This is a genomic window from Flavobacterium ginsengisoli (assembly GCF_029625315.1).
Taxonomy (GTDB): Bacteria; Bacteroidota; Bacteroidia; order Flavobacteriales; family Flavobacteriaceae; genus Flavobacterium; species Flavobacterium ginsengisoli.
In genome coordinates, this window is sequence record NZ_CP121110.1 from 1,444,217 (window position 1) to 1,467,655 (window position 23,439).

The window sequence follows — 23,439 nt, forward strand, 5'->3', positions numbered from 1 at the left end:
GTGTGTATATACAACAAAAATAGGAATACAATTTAACATAATTTGACACAACATTACAAATTATGATTTAATTATGAAGAATAAAAAAAGCAACCCTTACAGCCTGCTTTTTCATATTTTTTTAGGGTTAAAGCTTATTAATCTTAATTTTTGAAATAAAAGAGAAGTGTTGCGTTTAAACTAAATTGTAGTTTTTATTACATTTAAAAAGTCTCTCCAGCATTCAAATAGAATCCTTTAGAATTATTTCCCCACGCATAATCTGCAATAAGATTGGTTCTAGTTGCTTTATCAATTAAAATACGGAGTCCGAAACCGAAAGCTGGTTGAACATATTGAAAAAGTTTTGTATTAGTTTCTGGATTACTTGTTGTTACGAAGTTTGTAAAAACCGTTCCGCTGAACATTTGATCGCAACTAAGCGGAAACCTAAATTCTGTTGCTAGATAAATTAAATTTGTTCCTCTAAATAATCCCTGTGTATATCCCTCACCGCTTCGACTACGCTGATCCCAACCAATTGCTGGCAAATTCAAGTATGGAACTTTTCCTTTGGTTACAAATTGTCCATAAGTCCAAAGCGCTAGAATGTATCGTTTATCTTTTTGCGAAACCGGAATAAAATTTCGATATTCGGCATACAAAACATTACTTACTTCTTGATTGTCAAATATCTCTGGATTAAAACGGTAATTTATATTAGCAAACCAGCCGTGCGTTGCATTCACCTGATTATCTCTTGAATCGTAAACCAAATTTAGACTCACACCGTTTAAAAAATATTCTGATTCATCAAATCCATATTTCTGATTATAATTATAATGGTAAGTAAATTTTCCATTTGCAACATCAAGGTCTTTATCAACAATACTCGAGTACCAATCAATATTGACACCGCCGCCGACGTAAAAATTTGGATGAACTTGAAAGGAAACTGATTGATGAAATTTAAAATAATTATAATCCATTGGTTCAGCAATAGAATCAATGCTGAAACCAGAGCTCCTGATTGCGACGAGGCGGAATAATATTTGTTCCTAAACCGTAATTAGGTTGCGAAAATATATACAAACGATAATCACCACTCAAAAATATTCTATTATTTTTCAATAGAATATTATTCTTAACGTTTACAAGCCATTGCTTTTTTGTGGTGTATGTTATTCCGACATTGGCTATTGAATATTTATCGGCTTTTTCTTTTCCTTTAAAAGTATATTGAGCTACAGCGCCATAAAAGAAACCTGTGGCAGGTTGAGAGCCGATTGCTGGAATAATTAAGAAGAAGCTGTTTTTTATTGGTTTTACAACATAAATAGAATCCTTTTTTTTGAAGATTTCTAATATTGTTCTGGGAGGACAAATTTTAGAACTGTCAATCTCGGTTTGGGCATTCAAATTAAGTTGAATAAAAAAAAGCAACCATAAGATTTTAAATTTATTCTGAAAATAATTATTTTTTAAAAATTTTACCATGCGAAAGTTTTAATTTTTTATAACAATAATCAATTCATATGTAAATATATAGCTTATTTTCAACATATTAGACTTACAATCCAATAAAATTAAAATAAAAAAAGCCGTCAGATAAATGACGGCTTGTTATTATATTTTTTATGGGAATCCTTATTTTGTGATAAATTTTGGATGAATTAAATTCTCTAGAGAATAAATTTCGTCCCATTTTTCTTGTGTAATCAGCTTTCTTTCCAAAACTGCAATTTGATGCACACTTTTACCCGTTTTTAAAGCTTCTCCAGCAATACTCGCACTTTCTTCGTAACCCAAAATTGGGTTTAATTGCGTTACAATTCCAATGCTGTTCATTACCATATTATAGCAATGATCTACGTTTGCTGTAATTCCGTTAATACATTTATCAATTAAAGTCTGAATCGCATTTGAAAGATAATCCAACGAAGTAAACATAGCAAAAGCAATTACAGGTTCCATTACATTTAATTGCAATTGTCCTGCTTCTGCCGCCATTGTCACCGTTAAATCCTGACCAATTACATAAAAACAAGTCTGATTTACTACTTCTGGAATTACCGGATTTACTTTTCCTGGCATAATTGAAGATCCAGGCTGACGCGCTGGAAGATTAATTTCATTAAAACCTGTTCTTGGCCCCGAACTTAATAAACGTAAATCGTTGCAGATTTTAGAAATCTTAACTGCAGAACGTTTTAAAGTTCCCATAATCTGTACATAAGCTCCTGTATCGACCGTTGCTTCAATTAAATCTGGTGAAAGTGTCAGCGGAATTCCCACCTCATCTGCCAGATATTTTACGCAGATTTCTGGATAACCTTCTGGAGCATTTACTTTTGTTCCAATGGCTGTTGCTCCCATATTGATTTCTAACAACAATTCCTGAGCATTTTTTAAACGCTGAATATCTTCTCCGATTGTTGTAGCGTAAGCTTTAAATTCCTGTCCTAAAGTCATCGGAACTGCATCTTGCAATTGCGTTCTTCCCATTTTTAGGACTTCTTTAAACTCCTCTCCTTTTTTAGCAAATGCAACTTCTAAACCAGCAAAAGTTTTAATAAAGCTTTCCATTTTCAAATACAAAGCAATTCTAAAAGCCGATGGATAAGCATCATTTGTAGATTGAGAACAGTTTACATGATTGTTTGGATGAAGAAAATTGTACTCTCCTTTTTTATGACCTAAATATTCTAGTCCAATATTGGCAATTACTTCATTGGCGTTCATGTTTACAGAAGTTCCTGCTCCGCCCTGAATTAAATCGCTTACAAATTCCTGATCAAATTTGCCAGCAATAACCTGATCGCTTCCGTAACAGATTGCTTCGGCAATTTTAGAATCAATTGTGCCACAGTCTTTATTGGCTAAAGCATGACCTTTTTTACATATCCTAAAGCTTTGATGAATAAAGGCTCTTTTGAAATCGGAATTCCTGTAATGTTGAAATTCTCTACAGCTCTAAAAGTTTGGATTCCGTAGTATAAATGATTTGGAATTTCTAATTCTCCTAGAAAATCATGCTCTTTTCTTGTTGATTCCATATAATAAAATTGATCTGTTTTAACTTAAAAAATAAGTGTAAAGCTACATTAATTTTTTATTCTAAAGTCGTTAATAATTTCAAAATGATTCCGATTTTCATCGAAAATTCTATAGCAAATTATTAACTTTTCAACCTCAAATAATTATTGAAAAAGAATTGAAAAAAGAAAGCGAATATTTTCTTGATAAAGAATACAATACGATTGTTTACGCCAAAGACGATTTGAATTTTAAAGACTTTGAATCTTGCGTTTTTAACAATTGTAACTTTTCTGCATGCACGTTTTTAGCCGTTACTTTCATTGATTGCGTTTTTAATGACTGTATTTTCAGCGAAGCAAAAATCAATTATGTGGCATTGAGAACTGTTACTTTTAATCGATGCAAAATTAAAGAAGTGAATTTCGCTATGTGTGATAAACTAATTTTTGAAGTTCATTTTAATGATTGTGTTCTCGATTTTTCTAAGTTTTATACTTTAAAATTGAAAGGAACTCCGTTTACCAATTGCAGTTTAATTGCAGTAGATTTTATGGCGGCAGATTTAACTAGCGTAATTTTCGATAATTGTGACTTATATCGTTCTGAATTCAACAAAGCCATTGCTAATAAAGCCGATTTTAAAACCAGTTATAATTATACTATTGATCCTTCTAAAACTAAATTAAAAAAAGCTATTTTTTCTTTGAAGGAAGTGAAGGGATTATTGTTTGCGCATGATGTGATTGTGAGTTAGTAATAATCGTTTTTTTACTATTCTTTTTCTGTTTTTGCGGGAAGAACAGAATTGGGCAACAGAAATAAAATAAGCAATACACTTGTTAAGCAAAGCAAATGAATTAATGTGCCATAGAAAAAAGCATTATAAAAATCTGTATAATCTGTTTTTCCTTTTGCAAAATAGTAAAATACACCTCCTGTTAAGGTAATGCCCAATGCACCAAACAATTGCTCGCAATGTAGAATAAACTCCTGATGCATTTCCAATCCTGTTTTGGGGTAAATCTTTCAGCGCAATATTAGCAAATGAAGGCAGAACCAAGGCTACACCAATACCGTGCAAAAACATGACAAAATATCCCTTGTAATCGATTGATTGATAATAAAAAAGGACCAGCTGAAAAACAAGAGAAAACATAAGAAGCAACACTCCAAAAATCAATACATTTTTACCATACTGAAGCACCAATCTAGTCGCAAAAAATGATGCTAAAATAAAACCGCATCCTTGAAATACAATAAAATATCCTGCTTGCATAGGAGAAAGTCTAATACCGTCTTGCAGAAAAATTGCTAATACAAAAAAATAAGCATCGAGCATTAGCATAAAAAGAGCAGAAGCCGAAACCGCAATGTTGAAATTCTTGTGTGTAAAAAGCTCCATATTCAATAATGGCTCTTTTTTCTTTAATTTTCTTTTGATCTGTCTAAATATAAAACCTATCAGAAATACTATAGAAATCGTCAGCGTAATTGCAACCAAATCTTTTTGTTCTAATCCCACAGCCATCGAAAAAACTAGTAAAGCAAGCCCTATGCATAATATAACTGCACTCCAATAATCCATTTGTAAAGAAGAATTGTCTCTGGATTGATTGAGATAACGAATGGCTAGAAAAATCGTTATTATACAAATAGGAATATTGATAAGGAATATATACCTCCACGATTTATCGATTAAAAACGGTTGGAGTTCTACAAGAAAACCTCCTAAAAACTGCCCCAGCATTGTACCAATTCCAATTGCAATTCCGTACCAGCCCATTGCATAAGTGCGTTCCTTATGACTGACAAAGAGAATTTGAATATAAGATAGAACTTGTGGAGCCATTAAGCTTGCACTTATACCTTGAAAAAACCTCAAAGCAATAAGCTGATTTGTAGTGGTAGCAAACCCGCATCCTGCAGAAGTGACCATAAACAAAAACAGTCCTAGAATAAAGATTTTTTTCTTCCAAAATAATCTCCCATTTTTCCGCCAATTATCAAAAAAGAAGCAAATCCAACCATATACATAGCTACAACTAATTGGATTTTTCCATTACTTGAACCAAGCCCACGCTGAATTGACGGAATAGCAACGTTTACAATAAATATATCCAAAATAGTAAGCAAATGTGCAAGCGACAATATAAGGAGCGAAATGTATTTTTTATTTTTCATAATATATAGAACAGTCTATCTATTTTTGGTTAAAAAAAATCAGAAAAACTGATTTATACTTTTTTTTACGGTTTTTAGATCATTCGTATTTCCGCTTATACCTGCCGAAACTACAGCTCCTTCAATCATCAAAAAAATACTGTTTTGTAGTGCTTTTTTTTCTATTAAAAGCGTTTTTACTGTACTAATTTCATCAACTAATCCATTAATATACTCACGCTGGCGCTCTTTATGTGCTTGAACAAACTGTTCTATTTTTTTATCTTCTCTACCTATTTCAGCATTTATTTTTATGAAATGGCATCCGGAAAAATTTGATTCTTCCTGAAGTTTAATACGGTAATCTATTAATTTTAGAAGTTTTTTTAAGGAAGGTTTCTCGTCTTTTAAATAGTCATTGAGATTGGCAAAATATTCTGTTTCCTGCTGTTCAAGATAATGATACAACAAATCACTTTTAGACTCATAGTGTTTGTAAAGCGAACCAATTGCAATATCTGCCTCAGCAATAATCTGATTAATTCCTGTGCTATTAAATCCCTGATGATAAAACAGACGGGATGCTGTATCGAGTATTCGTTCTTTTACACTGCTTTTCTGTTTCATTTTTTCTTTTTGCCAAAGATAAAACAAAAATAGATAGAGTTATCTATTTATTTCAAAATAAAAAAAATCACAAAAGCTGTGATTTTAAAATTCGTTAATATAAATTAACTACAAACCTTTTCCCATTACATAATCTTCCATTAAATATCCATTTCCTATTTCGATATCAACGGTTTCTTTAATTTCGAAACCAAGTTTTTTATAGAAATTCAACGCCGTATTAAAACGGTTTACGTTCAATAAAAGTTCGTTTGAGTTACTTTCCAAAGCCATTTTTCCAATTTCTTCAAAAACTTTTTTGCCATAACCTTTTCCTTGTGTTTCTGGCAGAAGATAAATTTTATGGATTTTAGTAATAGCTTCTCCTTTATAATTGTGTTCAATTCCGATAAAACCAATAACCGATTCTGAATCTGAAATTAAATAAAACAACTGTTCTTTATTCTGAATTTGCTTTGATAATGCTTCATTAGAATAAATTAGATTTAACATGTATTCTAATTGTTCCGCAGTTAAAATTTCGCCATAAGTAATAGGCCATGTTATATGTGCGATTTCTTGAATTTTAGCAATATCTTCAACAAATGCTTCTGTAATTTTAATCATATTTATTTAGTAAAAACTTGATTTTCTTGTTCGCTTACGCGGATGAAAGTCGTTCGTTTAGTCAATTCTTTTAATCTTGAAGCGCCAACATAAGTACATGTGCTTCTTATTCCGCCTAAAATATCTAAAACAGTATTAATAACATCTCCTTTAAACGGAACCTGAACTGTTTTTCCTTCACTTGCTCTGTATTCTGCAACTCCGCCGGAATGCTTGTCCATTGCAGTTTTCGAGCTCATTCCGTAAAACTGTTTGAATTTTTCGCCTTTTATTTCGATTAATTCACCGCCGCTTTCTGTGTGTCCCGCGAGCATTCCTCCCAACATTACAAAATCGGCTCCTGCACCAAAAGCTTTAGCAACATCGCCTGGAGTAGAACAGCCACCATCACTGATAATATGACCACCTAAACCATGAGCTGCATCGGCACATTCAATAATAGCCGATAACTGCGGATAACCAACACCTGTTTTAACACGAGTTGTACAAACAGAACCTGGTCCAATTCCGACTTTTACAATGTCTGCTCCAGCTAAAAGCAACTCTTCTGTCATTTCTCCAGTAACCACATTTCCTGCTATAATGATTTTATCGGGATACTGTTTGCGAGTTTGTTTTAAAAACTGAACAAAATGTTCTGAATAGCCGTTAGCAACATCAATACAAATAAATTTCAGTAACAGATTTTCTGCAATTATTTTTTCAATCTTCTCAAAATCTTCTTTTCCCGTTCCAGTGCTTACAGCAATATAATCGTAGAAATCTGGAGTTACATTTTTTAAGAAATTATTCCACTCTTCTAAAGTGTAATGTTTATGGATTGCTGTAAAAAGCTTTTCTTTTGCCAAAACCTTTGCAATTTCAAAAGTTCCCACAGTATCCATATTGGCTGCCATAATCGGAATTCCTGTCCAATTTGAAGTACTGTGTAAAAACTTGAAATTTTGTTCCAGGAAACTTCAGATCTGCTTTTCAGTGTTGATCTTTTAGGTCTAAACATTACATCTTTAAAACCCAGTTTTAGGTCCATTTCTATTCTCATAATTCGAGATTTTGGTTACTCTCAAATGTAAGGAATTTTAGATTGTAGACTTTAGATTTTAGATTAACAAAAACTCGAACTTTTGAACAATTCAGAAATTGATTCGCTTTAGCTAAAACGCTGATTAAACGTTTTTTTGAAACTGAAATCTACTTTGCGTGGCTTCGACTTCGCTCAGCCTGACAAAACCTGAAACCTGAAACTTGAAACAAAAAAACTATCCGTGAATTGTTTCTCCTTTTCCGTAATTGGTAATAATTGACTCTTCAAAAGCTAGCCATTCTCTCCAACGTTTTTCAACGTCTATTCCTGTACCATATTTACGAGCGTAAGTAATAAAAGTGGTGTAATGCCCTGCTTCGCTTTCCATTAATTCTCTATAAAAAAGCGCCAATTCTTCGTCTTTAATGTTTTCAGAAAGTACTTTAAAACGTTCACAGCTTCTAGCCTCGATCATTGCAGAAAATAGTAATCGTTCTACAAGACCAGAAACACGGCTTCCGTCACCGCTTTTTTTCATGTATTGATACAGTTCGTTTACGTAATCATCTTTACGCTCACGACCTAATTTTAATCCTCTTTTGATAATAATGTTGTGAACTTGCTCAAAATGATCGATTTCTTCTTTAGCTAAAGCTAATAGGTCTTTTACTAAATCTTGATGCTCAGAGTTATTCGTAATAATTGTAATCGCGTTTGTTGTCGCTTTCTGCTCACACCAAGCGTGATCTGTTAAGATTTCTTCAATGTTCTTCTCAACAATATTTACCCATCTTGGGTCGGTTGGCAATTGTAATCTTAATACGCCCATTTTTTTTAAGTCTTAAAGTTTGAAAGTTGAAAGTCATAAAGTCTTTGGAAAACTTTAAAAGAAAAATCGAAGATCAAAAACTAAATATAGAAATTTACTTCCATTTTTAGACTTTCGACCTTCGACTTTATGACTTTTGACTAATTTTTAATATGCAAAAATTGGTCTTTCGCTCATTAATTCGTTTACTTCTTCAGCAACTTCTTCGATAACATCCTCATTTGTATGATTAGTTAATACTTTATCGATAAGCGCTACAATAGTTTCCATATCTTTTTCAACTAAACCACGAGTTGTGATTGCAGCTGTTCCAACACGAATTCCAGAAGTGATAAATGGTGATTTATCGTCAAAAGGAACCATGTTTTTGTTTACTGTAATTTCAGCTTTTACTAATGCATTTTCAGCTTCTTTTCCAGAAATACCTTTGTTTCTTAAGTCAATAAGCATCATGTGGTTGTCTGTTCCGCCAGAGATAATGTTGTAACCTCTTTTTACGAAAGCATCAGCCATTGCATTTGCATTCTTTTTTAATTGCATTGCATAAGTAAAGAAATCATCTTTTAATGCTTCACCAAAAGCAACTGCTTTAGCAACGATAATGTGCATTAAAGGTCCACCTTGATTTCCAGGGAAAACAGCTAAATCTAATAAAGAAGACATCATTCTGATTTCTCCTTTTGGAGTTGTTAATCCTTGTGGATTTGGGAAATCTTTACCCATTAAAATAAGACCTCCACGTGGTCCTCTTAATGTTTTGTGAGTTGTTGTAGAAACAATATGGCAATGTGGAATTGGATCATTCATTAGTCCTTTTGCAATAAGACCTGCTGGGTGAGAAATATCAGCAAATAAAATTGCTCCTACGCTGTCAGCAATTTGTCTAAAACGAGCAAAATCCATATCACGAGAATAAGCCGAAGCTCCAGCGATGATTAATTTTGGCTGTTCTTTAGTTGCAATTTCTTGAATTTTATCATAATCTAAACGACCAGTTTCAGCATCTACACCGTAGAAAACTGGACGGTATAAACGTCCTGAGAAGTTTACAGGAGAACCGTGAGTTAAGTGACCTCCGTGAGATAAATCGAAACCTAAAATCGTGTCACCAGGATTTAAACAAGCGTGGTAAACAGATGTATTTGCCTGAGAACCCGAGTGAGGCTGTACGTTTGCATATTCAGCGCCAAATAATTCTTTAGCTCTGTCAATTGCAATTTGCTCAATAACGTCAACTACTTCGCAACCGCCGTAGTATCTTTTACCAGGATAACCCTCTGCATATTTATTCGTTAAAACAGACCCTGCTGCTTGCCATTACTTCATCACTTACAAAATTCTCAGAAGCAATAAGCTCTAATCCGTGAATTTGTCTTTCTTTCTCCTCTTGGATAAGATCAAAAATTTGTTCGTCGCGTTGCATTTTTTTGTTTTTCGTTAATTTCACGCAAAAATACAAAAAAACGTTTGTCAAACTGCTAGATTATGATATATTTGACATGTAATTTTTCAACAAATAATTAACATTAAAACATGCCAATAACCGCCAACGATACCAGTAGAAAATCATGGTTAGAAGTACCAGAAAATAGCGACTTCCCTATTCAGAATATTCCTTTTGGTGTATTTCTTACGAAAGAAAATGTCGTTACTGTAGGAACTAGAATTGGCGATTACGCCATAGATTTAGGGGCTTTACAGCAATTAAACTATTTTGAGGGAATAGAATTAACTGATGATATGTTTATGCAGGATACGCTAAATGATTTTATTTCTGACGGAAAAAAAACATGGCGTTTAGTTAGAAATCGTATCGCAGAGATATTCGACGAAACTAATCCTCAGCTAAGAGATTCAACAAAACACCGCGATATTGTTATATTTAAGATCGAAGATGTAGAGATGCAATTACCAGTTTTAATTGGTGATTATACTGACTTTTATTCAAGTAGAGAACATGCTACAAATGTAGGTAAAATGTTCCGTGACCCAGAAAATGCATTACTGCCAAACTGGCTTCATATTCCAGTTGGATATCATGGAAGAAGCTCTACAATTGTACCATCTGGAATTCCGGTTCACAGACCAATGGGACAAACTTTACCAGCTGGTCATGACACACCTGTTTTTGGTGCTTCGCGTTTAGTAGATTTTGAATTGGAAACGGCTTTCATTACAACAGACGTTAATGTAATGGGAGAAAATATTTCAACTTACGAAGCTGAAGATTATATTTTCGGAATGGTTTTACTAAATGACTGGAGTGCGCGCGATATGCAAAAATGGGAATATGTGCCTCTTGGACCATTCTTAGCAAAAAACTTTGCTACTTCAATTTCACCTTGGATTGTAACTATGGATGCTTTGGAACCTTTTAGAACTAAGGGACCAAAACAAGATCCTTCACCACTTCCTTATTTACAGACAAAAGGAAAAAAGGCTTTTGATATTCATTTAGAAGTTTCTTTACAACCAGAAGATCAGGAAGAAACTGTGATTTCAACATCTAATTTCAAATATATGTATTGGTCTATGGCTCAGCAATTGACACACCATACATCAAACGGATGTCGCGTGAATTCTGGTGACATGATGGGTTCTGGAACAATTTCTGGTCCAACTCCAGATAGTTTTGGTTCTATGCTAGAATTAACTTGGGGTGGAAAAAATCCGCTTAAATTAAAAGACGGAAGCGAACGCAAATTTATTGAGGATAATGATACTGTAATTATTCGTGGTTTCTGTGAAAATAAAGAAGTAAGAATTGGATTTGGAGAAGTTTCTAGCCAATTGTTACCTCCTTTTACAAGACAATGAAGAGCAGATCAATCTGAAGAGATATAAAAAATAAAAAACCTTGGTCATAGCCAAGGTTTTTTTATGCTTTTATTAAATGAAAGAAAAAGTTACTTATTCTAAAATTACTTTTACCCAAACCAAACGATGATCAGAGCTTGACTCTCGTTTTTCGACTAATTCTGACATTGGCTCACCCTTTGCAGGCCAGAACACACCACTGTTAACAATCTTAAAACCAAGTCTCGATGGCAATACATAATCTGCACGCATTCTCCAAAAAGCCGTATGATTAACTCCAAAAGGATTTTTAGGACTAAATTCAGCACCACCTTTACTAGCGGGTGTAAAGTCGCTATTAATTTTCGGACTCTCTACTAAAGACTTTATGCCTTCTCTAATAGCATCTCCCTCAACTGGTGAAGCGTTTTGATCACCCATTATGACAAATCGAGAATTTGGAGGCAATCCGCCTTTTAAACCTTTATCATCATAAATATACGAAGCCGAATTGTCTGAAATATAATCTCTCCAGAATCTGATTTCATCGTGATTTCTTTTCCCATTGCGGTCTTCAGCACCATCAAAAGTGGGAGGAGTTGGATGACTAACTAAAACATGAACTGTTTTATTACCAATTTCTACAGGAACATCCCAGTGAGATTTTGAAGATAATGGAAATTCTTTCCATGCTTTCTTGCTATACCAATCCGATCCATCTGCTTTTTTGGTAATTAATGCTTCTGGCATATCTTTCCATTTAAAATGTTGAAAAGTACGAATTGCATTAACATCAATAGGATATTTAGACAAAAGCATCATCCCATATTGCCCAGGATACATACCAAATGCCCATGCATCATTTCCTGAATTACTCAACTTTCCGTCATTGTTCAAATCATAAGGGCTTGGCTGGCCAGTATTCACTGTCGAATAATAGTAGTAAGGATAATCGATGGCTGCTGCTCCGCCTTGGCTCACATTCAAATAATTTTTTATAAATGCCTTTACGCCAAGTTCAGGATCTTTAATATAATCAAACTCGTTTAGCAAAATTACATCTGGCTTAACGGTCTGAATAATCTGGGCAATATTTCTGATTTGAGCATTATGCCCTGAACTAAGTTGATTAATTAACATCTGCTCCGATTTTCCCATTGCACCTTTGGGAGAATAATTATCAGATTCCATACTTACATTGTAGGTAGCAAAGGTAAGTTCATTTTTGTCTTGTGAATCGGACTGTGAAAAAAGAGCTCCGGAAGAAAGCACGGAAAGGATAAAAAATATTTTCTTCATATAAAATTAAATCTGCATTTCTGCATTATTGAACATACGAATATAAGAAGGATGTTTTGACAGACGGCAAATCTGTCTGTTAAATATACGACAAAAAAAGCCGCCACTTTTGGTGGCGACTTAAAATACAGAAGAAAGTCTCTGTATATCTGATAATTTTATCACAGATTAAAAAAATCAAAACGATTATTTTATAATCTGCGACTACTATTTTTATGCAGGAATCTGCTGACTTAAACAATGTAAAGTTCCAAATCCCCAAATGAAATCAATACAGCTAATACCGATTACTTCACGATCTGGGAAACATTCTGCCAAGATATTCAAAGCAACTCGATCATTACTATCGTTAAATGTTGGCACTAAAACGCAATTATTCAAGATTAAGAAATTAGCATAGCTTGCTGGCAATCTTAAATCTTCAAAATCAACACGTTTTGGCATTGGCAATGCTACAATTACTGGAGATTTTCCGTTTTCTAGTTTTGCATTTTGCAGACGTTTCAAATTATCCTGTAATGGCTTATAGTTTGAATCGTTTTTATCTGTTTCTACAATCGTTACGATTGTATCTTCATTTACAAATCGGCATAAATCGTCGATATGTCCGTGCGTATCATCTCCTTCTATCCCGTCTCCCAGCCAAATTACGTTTGTAACTCCAAGATACTCTTTAAAAACAGCTTCGTAATCTTCTTTTGTAAAACCAGGATTTCTTACTTGAATTGTTGGGTGCATCAAACACTCTTCAGAAGTCAATAAAGTTCCTTTTCCGTTTACATCAATCGCTCCACCTTCTACAATTACTGGTTTTCCTTTGTACATTACTTGAGTTAAAGGAACATCAATAAAATCTGCCACTTTACCCGGAACGAATTTGTCTAATTGGTAGTTTTTATATTTTGCCCATCCATTAAAGTTGAAGTTTAACGCTTCTCTTTTTGAACCATTTTTTACAATAATTGGTCCTGAATCGCGCATCCAGCTTCTGTTTGTTTTATGAACAATATAAGAAACGTTTTCAGTATTAACGCGAGCTCTTTCAAGCATATCAGCAACTTTTTCTTTTAGTTTTTCATCGGCAACCACCAAAAAAACAGTTTCAAAAGTCGCTACTTTTTTAATAAACTCTACAAAAGCCCATTGAACAGCTTCATATTTTCCTGGCCAATCGTTACCATTATGCGGAAAACACAATACAATTCCTTGCTGTTTTTCCCATTCTGCTGGAAATCTTCTATTATTTGTTGACATAAATACGTTCTAATTTAGAAAGTGCAAAGATAAGCATTCGTTAGGATTTTAAAACAACTGAGCAAAAATCATCTCTAATTTCACAAAAAATATCTTGCAAAAATTAAGTTAAAGATTAAATAATACCTACTTAATATTTAACAGAAGGCTCAGAATTACTTTTGCCAAAACTAAAAACTAACACATGAAAAATTTATCAATCTCATTATTAGTCAGCCCTTTTTATATTGGCAAGCTGTAACAATGACGAAAATTCAAACAGCACTCCCGAAGTTGGTGCAAATGAAAATCCTGGAACTTTTAAAGAAATTGGTTCTATTACAATTGGCGGAGAAGCCGCTGCAGAAATCTCGGCTTACTGCGAAAAAACAAAAAGACTTTTTACTGTAAATAACAGCGGTGTAAATCAAATTGATGTTATCGACATCTCTGATCCGACAAAACCTCTTAAAATAGGACAAATTAATTTGGCTACATATGAAGGCGCTGCAAACAGTGTTTCTGTTTTTGACGGAAAACTTGCTGTAGCTTTAGAATCTACAGTAAACAAACAAGGAAACGGTAAAGTAGTTATTTTCAACACTTCAGATTATAGCTTAATTAAGCAAGTTACAGTTGGTGCATTGCCCGATATGATTACTTTTTCTCCTGATGGAAAATACATCATGACCGCTAACGAAGGTGAGCCAAATACTGATTATTCGCAAGATCCAAACGGAACAATTTCGATCATTGAAACTAGTACTTATAATGTAACAACTTTAGATTTTAGTTCGTTTGCAGGTCAGGCAGAAGCACTGAAAAAAGACGGATTTAGAATTTCAAAATTTGCTAAAACTAGTTTCGCTCAAGATATCGAGCCAGAATACATCACCATTTCTGACGATTCTAAAACGGCTTGGGTAACTTTACAAGAAAATAATGGTGTTGCAAAGGTCGATTTAACTTCTAAAACTATTACAGCAATTTACCCTTTAGGTTTAAAAGATTACAATACTGCTGAAAATGCAATTGATGTTAGCGATAGCGACAATAAAATTGCATTCAATCCATGGAAAGTAAAAGGTCTTTATATGCCAGACGCCATCAGCCATTATACTGTAAACAATGTTCCTTATTTTGTAACCGCTAATGAAGGTGATGCAAGAGAATATACTGCTTACACTGATGTAAAGCGTATGAAAAACATGACACTTGATGCAACGGCTTTTCCAGATGCTTGCTACTTTAAAATTAGATGCTAACATGGGAAGATTAAACCTTGTTGCTGATATGGGAGATACTGACGGAGATGGAGATTTGGACGAAATGGTAAGTTTTGGAGGTAGATCATTTTCTATTTGGAATGGAAACACTGGAAAAATCGTTTTTGACAGTAAAAATGATGTTGACAAAAAAACAAATGAAATTGGCACATACGATGACAAAAGAAGCGATGACAAAGGTTCTGAGCCAGAAGCTGTGGTTGTAGCTAAAATGGGAAATCAAAATATTTTATTTGTTGGTTTAGAAAGATCTGATGCTTTTATGGTTTATGATGCAACAAACCCAACTTCTCCACAATATTTACAAACAGTAAAAACAGGAGATGCTCCAGAAGGTTTATTATTTATTCCAGCTTCAAAAAGCCCAACAAAAAGAAGCTTATTAGTAGTAAGCGACGAAGGTGATGGAACTGTTAAAATTTATCAGCCAGATTTGAAATAATTAATATTTTTTCAGGATAGCAAAAGGACAAAATGTGAATTTTGTCCTTTTTTTTCGCTTTCTATTAGACTAATTTTAACGGATTTACATAATTAAAAGCCAAAAGATGGGAATTATGTAAGAGTATATACAACACATTCTAAGATTCGACTTCTAATTTTGTTCATGAGTTTAAAATAAAAACAATTTAATTTTTGATATCATGAAAAAGAAATTAGTATCAGCCTCTCTATTATTACTATCTTTTGCGGCAGGCGCACAAAATATGGCTACGACTTCTACAAAACCTAATGTAGAGCAAGAATACAACAAATGGTCAATTGAACTTAATGGTGGTGTTAACAAACCAACAAGAGCTATGACTCCAGGTTATACTACTGAATCATTAAACTTTTTTCACGGTGATCTAGGAGTAAGATATATGTTTAATCCAAAATTTGGTTTGAAATTAGATGTTGGTTACGACCAATTTAAAGAGAAAAAAGATACTCCAGATTTTGAAAGCCGCTATGTTAGAGCAAGTTTACAAGGGGTTATCAATGTTGGACGTGCATTAAATTTTGAAACTTGGACAAACACAATTGGTCTTTTAGCACATGGAGGTTTTGGAGTTTCTCAAATTAGCACTGAAACAGGATTTGGAGGTCAAGATTACATGGCTCACGGAATTGCCGGTTTAACTGGACAAATCAGATTAAGTGACCGAGTAGCTTTAACAGGAGATCTTACTGGAATTATAAACGGAAGACAAAACTGGAACTTTGACGGAATGGGAAACACAACAACTGGTTCTTTTGACGGTATTTTACTGAATGCTTCTGTTGGTTTAACGTTCTACTTAGGAAAAAACCAGAAACATGCTGACTGGGTTGGTGAAGAAGATAGAATTGGCGAATTGGAAAAAAGAGTGGACTTAATCGAAACTGGTCTTATCGATTCAGACAAAGATGGAGTTGCTGATTTATACGATTTAGAACCAAACTCTATTGCCGGAGTTGCTGTTAATACAAAAGGGCAATCTATTGATAATAATCAAAATGGTGTGCCAGATGAGCTAGAAAGCTATTTGGATAAAACTTACGAGAAAAAAGGTGCTGGAACAGCTACAAACAATACTGTTGAAGAATTAATCAACGGTGGTTATGTAAATGTTTATTTCGATTTCAACTCGTCTAAACCTACAAACGCTTCTTTATCTGGTGTAGATTTCTTAGTGAAATATTTGAAAAACAATCCTGGAAAATCAGCAGATATTATTGGATATGCTGACGAAATTGGAAACTCAAACTACAATGTTGAGCTATCAAGAAAAAGAGCTGAAGCTGTTAAAAAAGTGGCTGTAAATGCAGGTATTGATGCTTCAAGATTGAATGTAATTGCTAACGGAGAAGATACTTCTGTTAACAAAAATTCTAAAGAGGCACGTCAGATCGTGAGAAGAGTTACTTTCCAAGTGAAGTAATTTATATATAAAGCTAAAAAGCAGAAAAGGAGCTATTTCGTATTGAAATAGCTCCTTTTTATTATAAAACAGTATTTTAAAAATAGATTTTGAATACTTATTTGAAGCTTCGGAGAAGCGAAATATTTATAGCAAACAATATGCGTTTACGATATAAAGCTCCAGTGGAACAAAATGTTCTTTTACAATCTAATACATGTCGCTCCACTGGAGCTTTTTCATTTTGTTTTATTGAGGTGCTATAAATATTTCGCTTCTCCGAAGCTTACAAAAAAAGGACAAAATGTATATTTTGTCCTTTTTTATATTTTAGATAAATCAAATTATTTATCAATTGCTCTTTTTGTAATGTCTCCAAAAGCATCAATTCTTCTATCTCTGAAGAATGGCCAGTTTTGACGAACATTTTCTTGTAAATCTAAATCAACCTCAGCAATTAAGATTTCTTCTTTATCGTGAGAAGCTTGAGCCAAAATTTCTCCTTGCGGTCCAGCAATGAAAGAAGCTCCCCAGAACTGAATTCCTTCTGTTCCTTCAAGATATTTTTCTAACCCAATTCGATTAGCTGCCGCTACGAAAACGCCATTAGCAACTGCATGACCTTTCATAACATTCATCCAAGCGCCATATTGGTTTTCTCCGTACTGTTCTTTTTCTTTAGGATGCCATCCGATTGCTGTTGGGTAAAATAAAACCTCAGCACCTTTAAGAGCTGTAATACGAGCAGCTTCTGGATACCATTGATCCCAGCAAATTAAAGTTCCAACTGTTCCTTTTTTAGTTTCAATAGCTTGGAAACCTAAATCTCCTGGTGTGAAATAGAATTTCTCATAGAAATGTGGATCGTCTGGAATATGCATTTTACGATATAAACCAGCTTCAGTTCCGTCAGTATCAATAATGTAAGCACTATTATGATAGATTCCAGCCATTCTTTTCTCGAAGAAAGGAACAATAATTACTACTCCTAATTCTTTTGCCAATTCGCTGAATGCAATAAATGAAGTGCTGTACAATGGCTCTGCTAATGCAAAATTATCTACATCTTCACTTTGACAAAAATAATGACTGCTATATAATTCAGGCATTAAGATAACTTCTGCACCTTGACTTGCAAGCATCTCTTACCCAACTGATACATTTTTTAAGATTATTTTCGGCAACATCATTCAGATTTAACTGAATAACCGATATTTTATACTTTCTTTTCGCCATGACATAAAATTTAGAGTGCAAAAGTAGTAAATTTTAAAGGAATGTCAAAGTTTGCAAATCGGTCTAATATTAAATTAAAGATCATTTCACGTTAGCGAATTCTTCTAACTGTAAACTAACATTCTCATTCTATTTGTTCTTCTGCAACTTCATTTTTATAAAATCGAAAAAGCCACTTTTCATCGATTTAAAATCTATGAAAAATGGCTTAATTTAAGATTATATTGTTTAAAACCGTTACTGGATAACTAATGTTTTAACCAAGAATTCTGTTTCTGATTTTTTGAATTTAATTTCGAAAGTTCCTTTTGACTGCGGTGAAAATGTATAAACAGTATGCAGTGCAGTTGGCGTTTGATTAGCACAAGTTTCCTTCGGATATTTAACCTCTATTTGAAATCCGCTCTCTTTACCAATAGATATATCACTAATTCTATCAAACTGCCCACAAGCGTTCTCGGCTATAAAAGAAATTTCAAAATTAATATCAACCCCTACTTTTCCTGTAGATGGACCTGAAATAGCAGTAACATCTGCAGCTTTTGAAATAGTTTGCGGTGTTTCTTTCTTATCATCATCGCTACTGCAAGCAACCAAAGAAACAGCTAAAAATAGCACTGCCAAAACTGATTGTAATCTAAAAATTCTCATATAAGTAAATTAATTGTTTTATTATGTAGATGGTGCTAAATTACAAAGGTTGCTTGAAATAATGCAAAATAATTTTAGTTTGTCAAAAAAAAGCCATTTTGCATTGATTAAAAGTAATCTTAGCAAAATGGCTTTCAACCTAAAAAAATATCAACTAAGCTTGTTGTTAGTCTATAACTACTTTTTGAGTAAGGAATTCTGTTTCCGATTTTTTAAATTTAATTTCAAAAGTTCCTTTTGCGAGAGACTTAAATTTGTATACAGTCTTTTTTGGTTCTGGCACTTGTTGCGTGCAAACTTGTGAAGGGTATTTTGCAATTACTTGTAAACCTTTTACAGACCCAATTGTTACTTCTGAGATTTTATCAAATTCTGCGCAAGCGTTGTCTACTACATACGTCACATCGTAGCTTAATTCATCATTTACTTTACCTGTTGCTGGACCTTTAATTTCGGTTACTAAAGCAGCTTTTGATGTAGGAGCTGGTGTTTTGTTGTCATCGTCATTACTGCATGAAACAAATGCAATTGATAAAAATAATACTACTAAAACTGATTTTAATCTAAAACTTTTCATATAAAATAATAATTAATTGTTAATTACTATGAAGACGGAACAAGGTTGCAATGGTTGCTTTAAGAAAAATGTTAAAAATTTCACCAAAACACTAAACAACTATAAATCAACATCTTATTCATGTAAAAAAAAGTCAAGATTTACCGATATTTCTTATATAAAATAAATATTTCTGGTTTACTTCTTATAGAAACAGCATCATTTTTTGAACGTCTCAAAAGCTATCGGGACTCAACTTGATCTGAAAATATTACCTTCTGCCACAAAAAAAAACATCAGCCTTTCGACTGATGTTTTTTATTAATTGGAAGCAATTTTTAAACCGCTGATTCTTTCTTTTTAAAGATTTTTTTGAAAAGATTTACTATCGCCAATACAATAAACCCTATGATAAGGCCAATTGCAAATTCTTTTATAATAGAAGGAAAATTTGGTAGAAGGTGATGAAAAAATTCAATATTATGAACGAATAATCCGCCTGAAACCATAATCAAAGCAATTGTACCTATTATGGTTAAAGCTTTAATCACTTTTGGAAGGGCTTGAACTAATACATTTCCAATACTTTTTAAAAGGCTTTTTTCTTTTTTACTACTCTGAATCATTTTAAAACCTACTTCATCCATACGAACAATAATCGCTACGATTCCGTAAACTCCAATTGTTGCTATAACAGCGATGATGGAAACGGTTATAATTTGTGATACTAATGGTTTCCCGATTACAGTTCCAAGAGCAATGATCACAATTTCTACAGAAAGGATAAAATCAGTTACGATTGCCGATTTTACTTTTTCTTTTTCAACTAGCAAAATTTGTTCTTCGGTAAGTACTTCATCAGTTATTCCTTCAGATTCTTCGTGTCCGTGAGGAACTATAAATTCGTAGATTTTTTCTGCTCCTTCATATGCTAAGAACAATCCCCCTAATACTAAAATTACCATAATCGCAATTGGAAAAAACGCGCTTAACAAAAACGCAATTGGAAGAATAATAATTTTATTTAATAAAGAACCTTTACTAATTGCCCATAAAACTGGAAGCTCTCTAGATGAAGCAAACCCTGAAGCTTTTTCGGCATTTACTGCTAAATCGTCGCCTAGAATTCCGGCTGTTTTTTTTGCGACAACTTTACTCATTACTGCCACATCATCCATAATTGCGGCGATATCATCTAATAGAGCGAAAAAACCTGAACCCATTTTTTTAAATTTATTTTTAGTGATGCGAATCTAGACATTTTGACTTAATTTGCCCAATAATATCGTATCAAAGTTTGAGTTTTTATTCGTAATTTTCTGTAATGTGCCTTTAATTGCACTGTCCTAAAAGAACCCATAAAATAATAAAAACTATGATTGTCCCGAAGCAGCCTCCGCCTAGTTTTTTAGCGCCATATCCTGCAAGTAATCCTCTAAATATATTGTTCATGATTTTTAATTTTAGTTAATAAATTGCTGATTTTTATTAATTTAAAATTGGTTCTTTTTTTCAAATTTCTTGTTATATCAATTGTCTAAAAAGTTTCAGAATTTTGGGCAAAAAAAAAGCATCAGTAAAAAACTGATGCTTTTCTAAGATTAACATGAAAAAAAATTAATTAGCTGTTTGGTTTCTAAAAACTAACTTGCCATCGAAAGCATCCAATAAAATGATGCTATCTGTTGTTATGTTTCCTGCCAAAATTTCTTTTGACAATTGATTTAAAACTTCTCTCTGAACAACTCGTTTTACTGGTCTTGCACCAAACTGAGGATCATAACCTTTGTCTGACAAGTATGCAATAGCTTCTGGAGTTGCATCCATTGTAATGCCTTGCAGAGCCAACATTTTGGTAACGCTCTTCAATTGCAAGCTCACGATTCTTGAGATGTTATCTGCCGTAAGCGGCGTAAACATTACGATTTCGTCAATACGATTTATAAATTCTGGACGAACCGTTTGTTTCAACAATCCTAAAACTTCGTTTTTAGCCACTTCTGTTGCTGCTTCAACACCGCCCTTTAGATTTTCGAATTTCTCCTGAATAATTTGGCTTCCCATATTAGAAGTCATAATGATAATCGTGTTTTTGAAATCGGCCAAACGTCCTTTGTTATCTGTTAAACGACCTTCATCAAGAACTTGCAATAAAATATTGAAGGTATCTGGATGCGCTTTTTCGATCTCGTCTAACAAAATCACAGAATATGGTTTTCTACGAACAGCTTCTGTCAATTGTCCACCTTCATCATAACCTACGTATCCTGGAGGTGCACCCACTAAACGACTCACGCTGTGACGTTCTTGATACTCACTCATATCGATACGAGTCATTGCATTTTCATCATCAAAAAGATATTCGGCTAATGCTTTTGCCAATTCGGTTTTACCCACTCCAGTTGTTCCTAAGAATAAGAATGTTCCAACAGGTTTTTTCATATCCTGTAAACCGGCGCGACTTCTACGTACTGCATCACTCACTGCTTCTATCGCTTCTTCCTGACCTACTACACGTTTGTGCAATTCATCTTCCAAATGCAATAGTTTTTCTCTTTCTGTTTGAAGCATTTTTGTAACAGGAATTCCTGTCCATTTTGCCACAACTTCTGCAATGTCTTCTCTAGTTACTTCTTCTTTAATTAAAGAGTTTCCAGATTGAAACTCTTGCAATTGTTTTTGCAATGTTTCCTGACGTTCTTGCGCTTCTTTTATTTTTCCGTAACGAATTTCGGCTACTTTTCCATAATCACCATCACGTTCAGCACGTTCAGCTTCATATTTGAAGTCTTCTATTTCGTGTTTTACAGCCTGAATTCCATCAACGATATCTTTTTCTTGTTTCCATTTTGCATAGATTTCGTTTCGCTCTTCTTTCAAGTTGGCCAATTCCATACCTAAAATCTTAAGCTTGCTTTCTTCTTTTTCACGCTTAATGGCTTCAATTTCAATTTCTAACTGCATGATTTTACGATCCAAAACGTCTAATTCTTCTGGTTTTGAATTGATTTCCATACGCAGTTTAGAAGCTGCTTCATCCATTAAGTCAATCGCTTTATCTGGCAAGAAACGATTCGTAATATATCTTTGCGAAAGTTCAACTGCTTGCAATAATTGCTTCGTCCTTAATTTGAACTTTATGGTGTGTTTCATATTTCTCTTTAATTCCTCGAAGAATTGAAACCGCACTTTCTGTATCTGGTTCGTCGATTAACACTTTTTGGAAACGTCTTTCAAGCGCTTTATCTTTTTCAAAATATTTTTGATATTCATCTAAAGTTGTAGCACCTATTGCTCTCAACTCTCCACGAGCCAAAGCTGGTTTCAAAATGTTTGTCGCATCCATTGCGCCTTCACCTCCACCCGCTCCTACAAGCGTATGGATCTCGTCAATAAACAGAACGATATCTCCTTCTGCTGATGTAACTTCTTTTACAACCGATTTTAAACGCTCCTCAAATTCTCCTTTATACTTCGCTCCGGCAATCAAAGCTCCCATATCTAGTGAGAAAACGATCTTTTCTTTTAAGTTTTCTGGAACATCTCCATCCACAATTCTATGTGCTAAACCTTCTGCAATAGCTGTTTTACCAACACCTGGCTCACCAATAAGCATTGGGTTGTTTTTGGTTCTACGAGTTAAAATTTGCAACACACGACGAATTTCTTCGTCACGGCCAATAACTGGATCTAGTTTTCCTGTGCGTGCTAATTCGTTTAGATTTTTTGCATATTTATTTAACGAATTATATGTCTCTTCAGCAGAAGCCGAAGTTACTCTTTCGCCTTTACGTAATTCTTCTATTGCTTTGCTTTTAGACCTTTTCCTGTTACCCCTTGATCTTTTAAGATCTGAGAAACTTTACTTTTTGAATCAAAAATGGCTAAAATTAAATGTTCGATCGAAACATATTCGTCGTTCATTTTTTGTGCAATGATTTCTGCTTCATTCAAGGCTTTGTTTGCATCTCTCGAAAGCATAACATCACCTCCTGAAACTTTTGGAAAACTCTGAATTGTAGCATCTAAAAGCTGTAAAAATAGCGGCACATTTACATTTAATTTTTTCAGAATAAATGGTGCAACGTTTTCATCAACTTCAAAAATAGCTTTGAAAATGTGTTCATTTTCAATTTGCTTGCTGGCCATTTCGCTGCGCTAATTGCTGCGACAACTGAATGGCTTCCTGCGATTTAATAGTAAACTTATTTATATTCATATTTTTTCGATTTGAT

General features: G+C 33.7%; 15 protein-coding genes and 6 pseudogenes. 5 read left to right on the forward strand and 16 right to left on the reverse strand.

What is annotated here, in order from left to right:
• Window positions 1–203: 203 nt before the first annotated feature.
• The 3 genes and pseudogenes from P5P87_RS06580 to aspA all read right to left on the reverse strand — a co-directional run bounded on the left by P5P87_RS06580 (window position 204) and on the right by aspA (window position 3,035).
• The gene (locus tag P5P87_RS06580) at window positions 204–968 is read right to left on the reverse strand and encodes a BamA/TamA family outer membrane protein (protein ID WP_278022006.1); all 765 of its coding nucleotides are present in this window, start codon (window positions 966–968) and stop codon (window positions 204–206) included.
• A 16-nt stretch (window positions 969–984) separates the two neighbouring features.
• Entirely contained in the window at window positions 985–1,422 is a 438-nt protein-coding gene (locus P5P87_RS06585; protein ID WP_278022007.1) for an RNA-dependent RNA polymerase family protein, read from the reverse strand.
• Window positions 1,423–1,626: 204 nt separating this feature from the next.
• Window positions 1,627–3,035 (reverse strand): annotated as a pseudogene (gene aspA / locus P5P87_RS06590) (aspartate ammonia-lyase).
• Between the two features lie 158 nt (window positions 3,036–3,193).
• Between aspA and P5P87_RS06595 the strand changes: the two are divergent.
• Window positions 3,194–3,772 carry a pentapeptide repeat-containing protein gene (locus P5P87_RS06595; protein ID WP_278022008.1) on the forward strand — a complete coding sequence of 193 codons (579 nt, stop codon included), beginning with the start codon at window positions 3,194–3,196 and terminating at the stop codon, window positions 3,770–3,772.
• Between the two features lie 126 nt (window positions 3,773–3,898).
• Here the strand turns inward: P5P87_RS06595 and P5P87_RS06600 are convergent.
• From P5P87_RS06600 to glyA, 6 genes and pseudogenes are all read right to left on the reverse strand, one after another.
• A pseudogene (locus tag P5P87_RS06600) lies at window positions 3,899–5,199 on the reverse strand (MFS transporter).
• A 39-nt stretch (window positions 5,200–5,238) separates the two neighbouring features.
• Window positions 5,239–5,805 carry a TetR/AcrR family transcriptional regulator gene (locus P5P87_RS06610; RefSeq protein ID WP_278022011.1) on the reverse strand — a complete coding sequence of 189 codons (567 nt, stop codon included), beginning with the start codon at window positions 5,803–5,805 and terminating at the stop codon, window positions 5,239–5,241.
• A 108-nt stretch (window positions 5,806–5,913) separates the two neighbouring features.
• A complete protein-coding gene (locus tag P5P87_RS06615; protein ID WP_278022012.1) occupies window positions 5,914–6,411 on the reverse strand; it encodes a GNAT family N-acetyltransferase in 498 nt (165 codons plus the stop codon).
• 2 nt (window positions 6,412–6,413) lie between these two features.
• Window positions 6,414–7,453 (reverse strand): annotated as a pseudogene (locus P5P87_RS06620) (GMP reductase).
• Window positions 7,454–7,670: 217 nt separating this feature from the next.
• The gene (locus P5P87_RS06625; RefSeq protein ID WP_278022013.1) at window positions 7,671–8,264 is read right to left on the reverse strand and encodes a MiaE family protein; all 594 of its coding nucleotides are present in this window, start codon (window positions 8,262–8,264) and stop codon (window positions 7,671–7,673) included.
• A gap of 147 nt (window positions 8,265–8,411) precedes the next feature.
• Window positions 8,412–9,687 (reverse strand): annotated as a pseudogene (gene glyA, locus P5P87_RS06630) (serine hydroxymethyltransferase).
• A 110-nt stretch (window positions 9,688–9,797) separates the two neighbouring features.
• Between glyA and fahA the strand changes: the two are divergent.
• Window positions 9,798–11,081: a fumarylacetoacetase gene (gene fahA / locus P5P87_RS06635; protein ID WP_198856051.1), complete on the forward strand. Its 1,284-nt coding sequence runs from the start codon at window positions 9,798–9,800 to the stop codon at window positions 11,079–11,081.
• Window positions 11,082–11,174: 93 nt separating this feature from the next.
• Here the strand turns inward: fahA and P5P87_RS06640 are convergent, their stop codons facing one another.
• Both P5P87_RS06640 and P5P87_RS06645 read right to left on the reverse strand, forming a co-directional pair.
• On the reverse strand, window positions 11,175–12,359 hold the full coding sequence (locus P5P87_RS06640) for an endonuclease/exonuclease/phosphatase family protein (RefSeq protein ID WP_278022014.1): 1,185 nt from the start codon (window positions 12,357–12,359) through the stop codon (window positions 11,175–11,177).
• 213 nt (window positions 12,360–12,572) lie between these two features.
• On the reverse strand, window positions 12,573–13,613 hold the full coding sequence (locus tag P5P87_RS06645; protein WP_198856053.1) for an agmatine deiminase family protein: 1,041 nt from the start codon (window positions 13,611–13,613) through the stop codon (window positions 12,573–12,575).
• 227 nt (window positions 13,614–13,840) lie between these two features.
• Between P5P87_RS06645 and P5P87_RS06650 the strand changes: the two genes are divergently transcribed.
• From P5P87_RS06650 to P5P87_RS06660, 3 genes are all read left to right on the forward strand, one after another.
• A complete protein-coding gene (locus P5P87_RS06650; RefSeq protein WP_278022015.1) occupies window positions 13,841–14,857 on the forward strand; it encodes a choice-of-anchor I family protein in 1,017 nt (338 codons plus the stop codon).
• Window positions 14,829–15,320: a choice-of-anchor I domain-containing protein gene (locus tag P5P87_RS06655; RefSeq protein WP_278022016.1), complete on the forward strand. Its 492-nt coding sequence runs from the start codon at window positions 14,829–14,831 to the stop codon at window positions 15,318–15,320. Before P5P87_RS06650 ends, P5P87_RS06655 begins: the two co-directional genes overlap by 29 nt.
• Window positions 15,321–15,522: 202 nt before the next feature.
• Window positions 15,523–16,782 (forward strand): OmpA family protein, encoded by a 1,260-nt coding sequence (locus P5P87_RS06660; RefSeq protein WP_198856055.1) that lies wholly within the window; start codon window positions 15,523–15,525, stop codon window positions 16,780–16,782.
• Between the two features lie 323 nt (window positions 16,783–17,105).
• Here P5P87_RS06660 and P5P87_RS06665 read toward each other — a convergent pair.
• From P5P87_RS06665 to clpB, 5 genes and pseudogenes are all read right to left on the reverse strand, one after another.
• Window positions 17,106–17,997, reverse strand: a pseudogene (locus P5P87_RS06665) (carbon-nitrogen hydrolase).
• Window positions 17,998–18,234: 237 nt separating this feature from the next.
• On the reverse strand, window positions 18,235–18,648 hold the full coding sequence (locus P5P87_RS06670) for a hypothetical protein (protein WP_198856056.1): 414 nt from the start codon (window positions 18,646–18,648) through the stop codon (window positions 18,235–18,237).
• A 166-nt stretch (window positions 18,649–18,814) separates the two neighbouring features.
• Window positions 18,815–19,225 carry a hypothetical protein gene (locus tag P5P87_RS06675; protein WP_278022017.1) on the reverse strand — a complete coding sequence of 137 codons (411 nt, stop codon included), beginning with the start codon at window positions 19,223–19,225 and terminating at the stop codon, window positions 18,815–18,817.
• 317 nt (window positions 19,226–19,542) lie between these two features.
• A complete protein-coding gene (locus tag P5P87_RS06680) occupies window positions 19,543–20,427 on the reverse strand; it encodes a DUF808 domain-containing protein (protein ID WP_278022018.1) in 885 nt (294 codons plus the stop codon).
• A gap of 394 nt (window positions 20,428–20,821) precedes the next feature.
• A pseudogene (gene clpB / locus P5P87_RS26100) lies at window positions 20,822–23,423 on the reverse strand (ATP-dependent chaperone ClpB).
• Between the last annotated feature and the right edge of the window lie 16 nt (window positions 23,424–23,439).

What these genes read in the sequence shown, in the direction of transcription:
- P5P87_RS06580 (WP_278022006.1), bottom strand. Translation starts at nt 968, where the DNA reads ATGGATTATAATTATTTTAAATTTCATCAATCAGTTTCCTTTCAAGTT.
- P5P87_RS06660 (WP_198856055.1), top strand. Translation starts at nt 15,523, where the DNA reads ATGAAAAAGAAATTAGTATCAGCCTCTCTATTATTACTATCTTTTGCG.
- P5P87_RS06655 (WP_278022016.1), top strand. Translation starts at nt 14,829, where the DNA reads ATGCTTGCTACTTTAAAATTAGATGCTAACATGGGAAGATTAAACCTT.
- P5P87_RS06670 (WP_198856056.1), bottom strand. Translation starts at nt 18,648, where the DNA reads ATGAGAATTTTTAGATTACAATCAGTTTTGGCAGTGCTATTTTTAGCT.
- fahA (WP_198856051.1), top strand. Translation starts at nt 9,798, where the DNA reads ATGCCAATAACCGCCAACGATACCAGTAGAAAATCATGGTTAGAAGTA.
- P5P87_RS06610 (WP_278022011.1), bottom strand. Translation starts at nt 5,805, where the DNA reads ATGAAACAGAAAAGCAGTGTAAAAGAACGAATACTCGATACAGCATCC.
- P5P87_RS06675 (WP_278022017.1), bottom strand. Translation starts at nt 19,225, where the DNA reads ATGAAAAGTTTTAGATTAAAATCAGTTTTAGTAGTATTATTTTTATCA.
- P5P87_RS06645 (WP_198856053.1), bottom strand. Translation starts at nt 13,613, where the DNA reads ATGTCAACAAATAATAGAAGATTTCCAGCAGAATGGGAAAAACAGCAA.
- P5P87_RS06615 (WP_278022012.1), bottom strand. Translation starts at nt 6,411, where the DNA reads ATGATTAAAATTACAGAAGCATTTGTTGAAGATATTGCTAAAATTCAA.
- P5P87_RS06625 (WP_278022013.1), bottom strand. Translation starts at nt 8,264, where the DNA reads ATGGGCGTATTAAGATTACAATTGCCAACCGACCCAAGATGGGTAAAT.
- P5P87_RS06640 (WP_278022014.1), bottom strand. Translation starts at nt 12,359, where the DNA reads ATGAAGAAAATATTTTTTATCCTTTCCGTGCTTTCTTCCGGAGCTCTT.
- P5P87_RS06680 (WP_278022018.1), bottom strand. Translation starts at nt 20,427, where the DNA reads ATGGGTTCAGGTTTTTTCGCTCTATTAGATGATATCGCCGCAATTATG.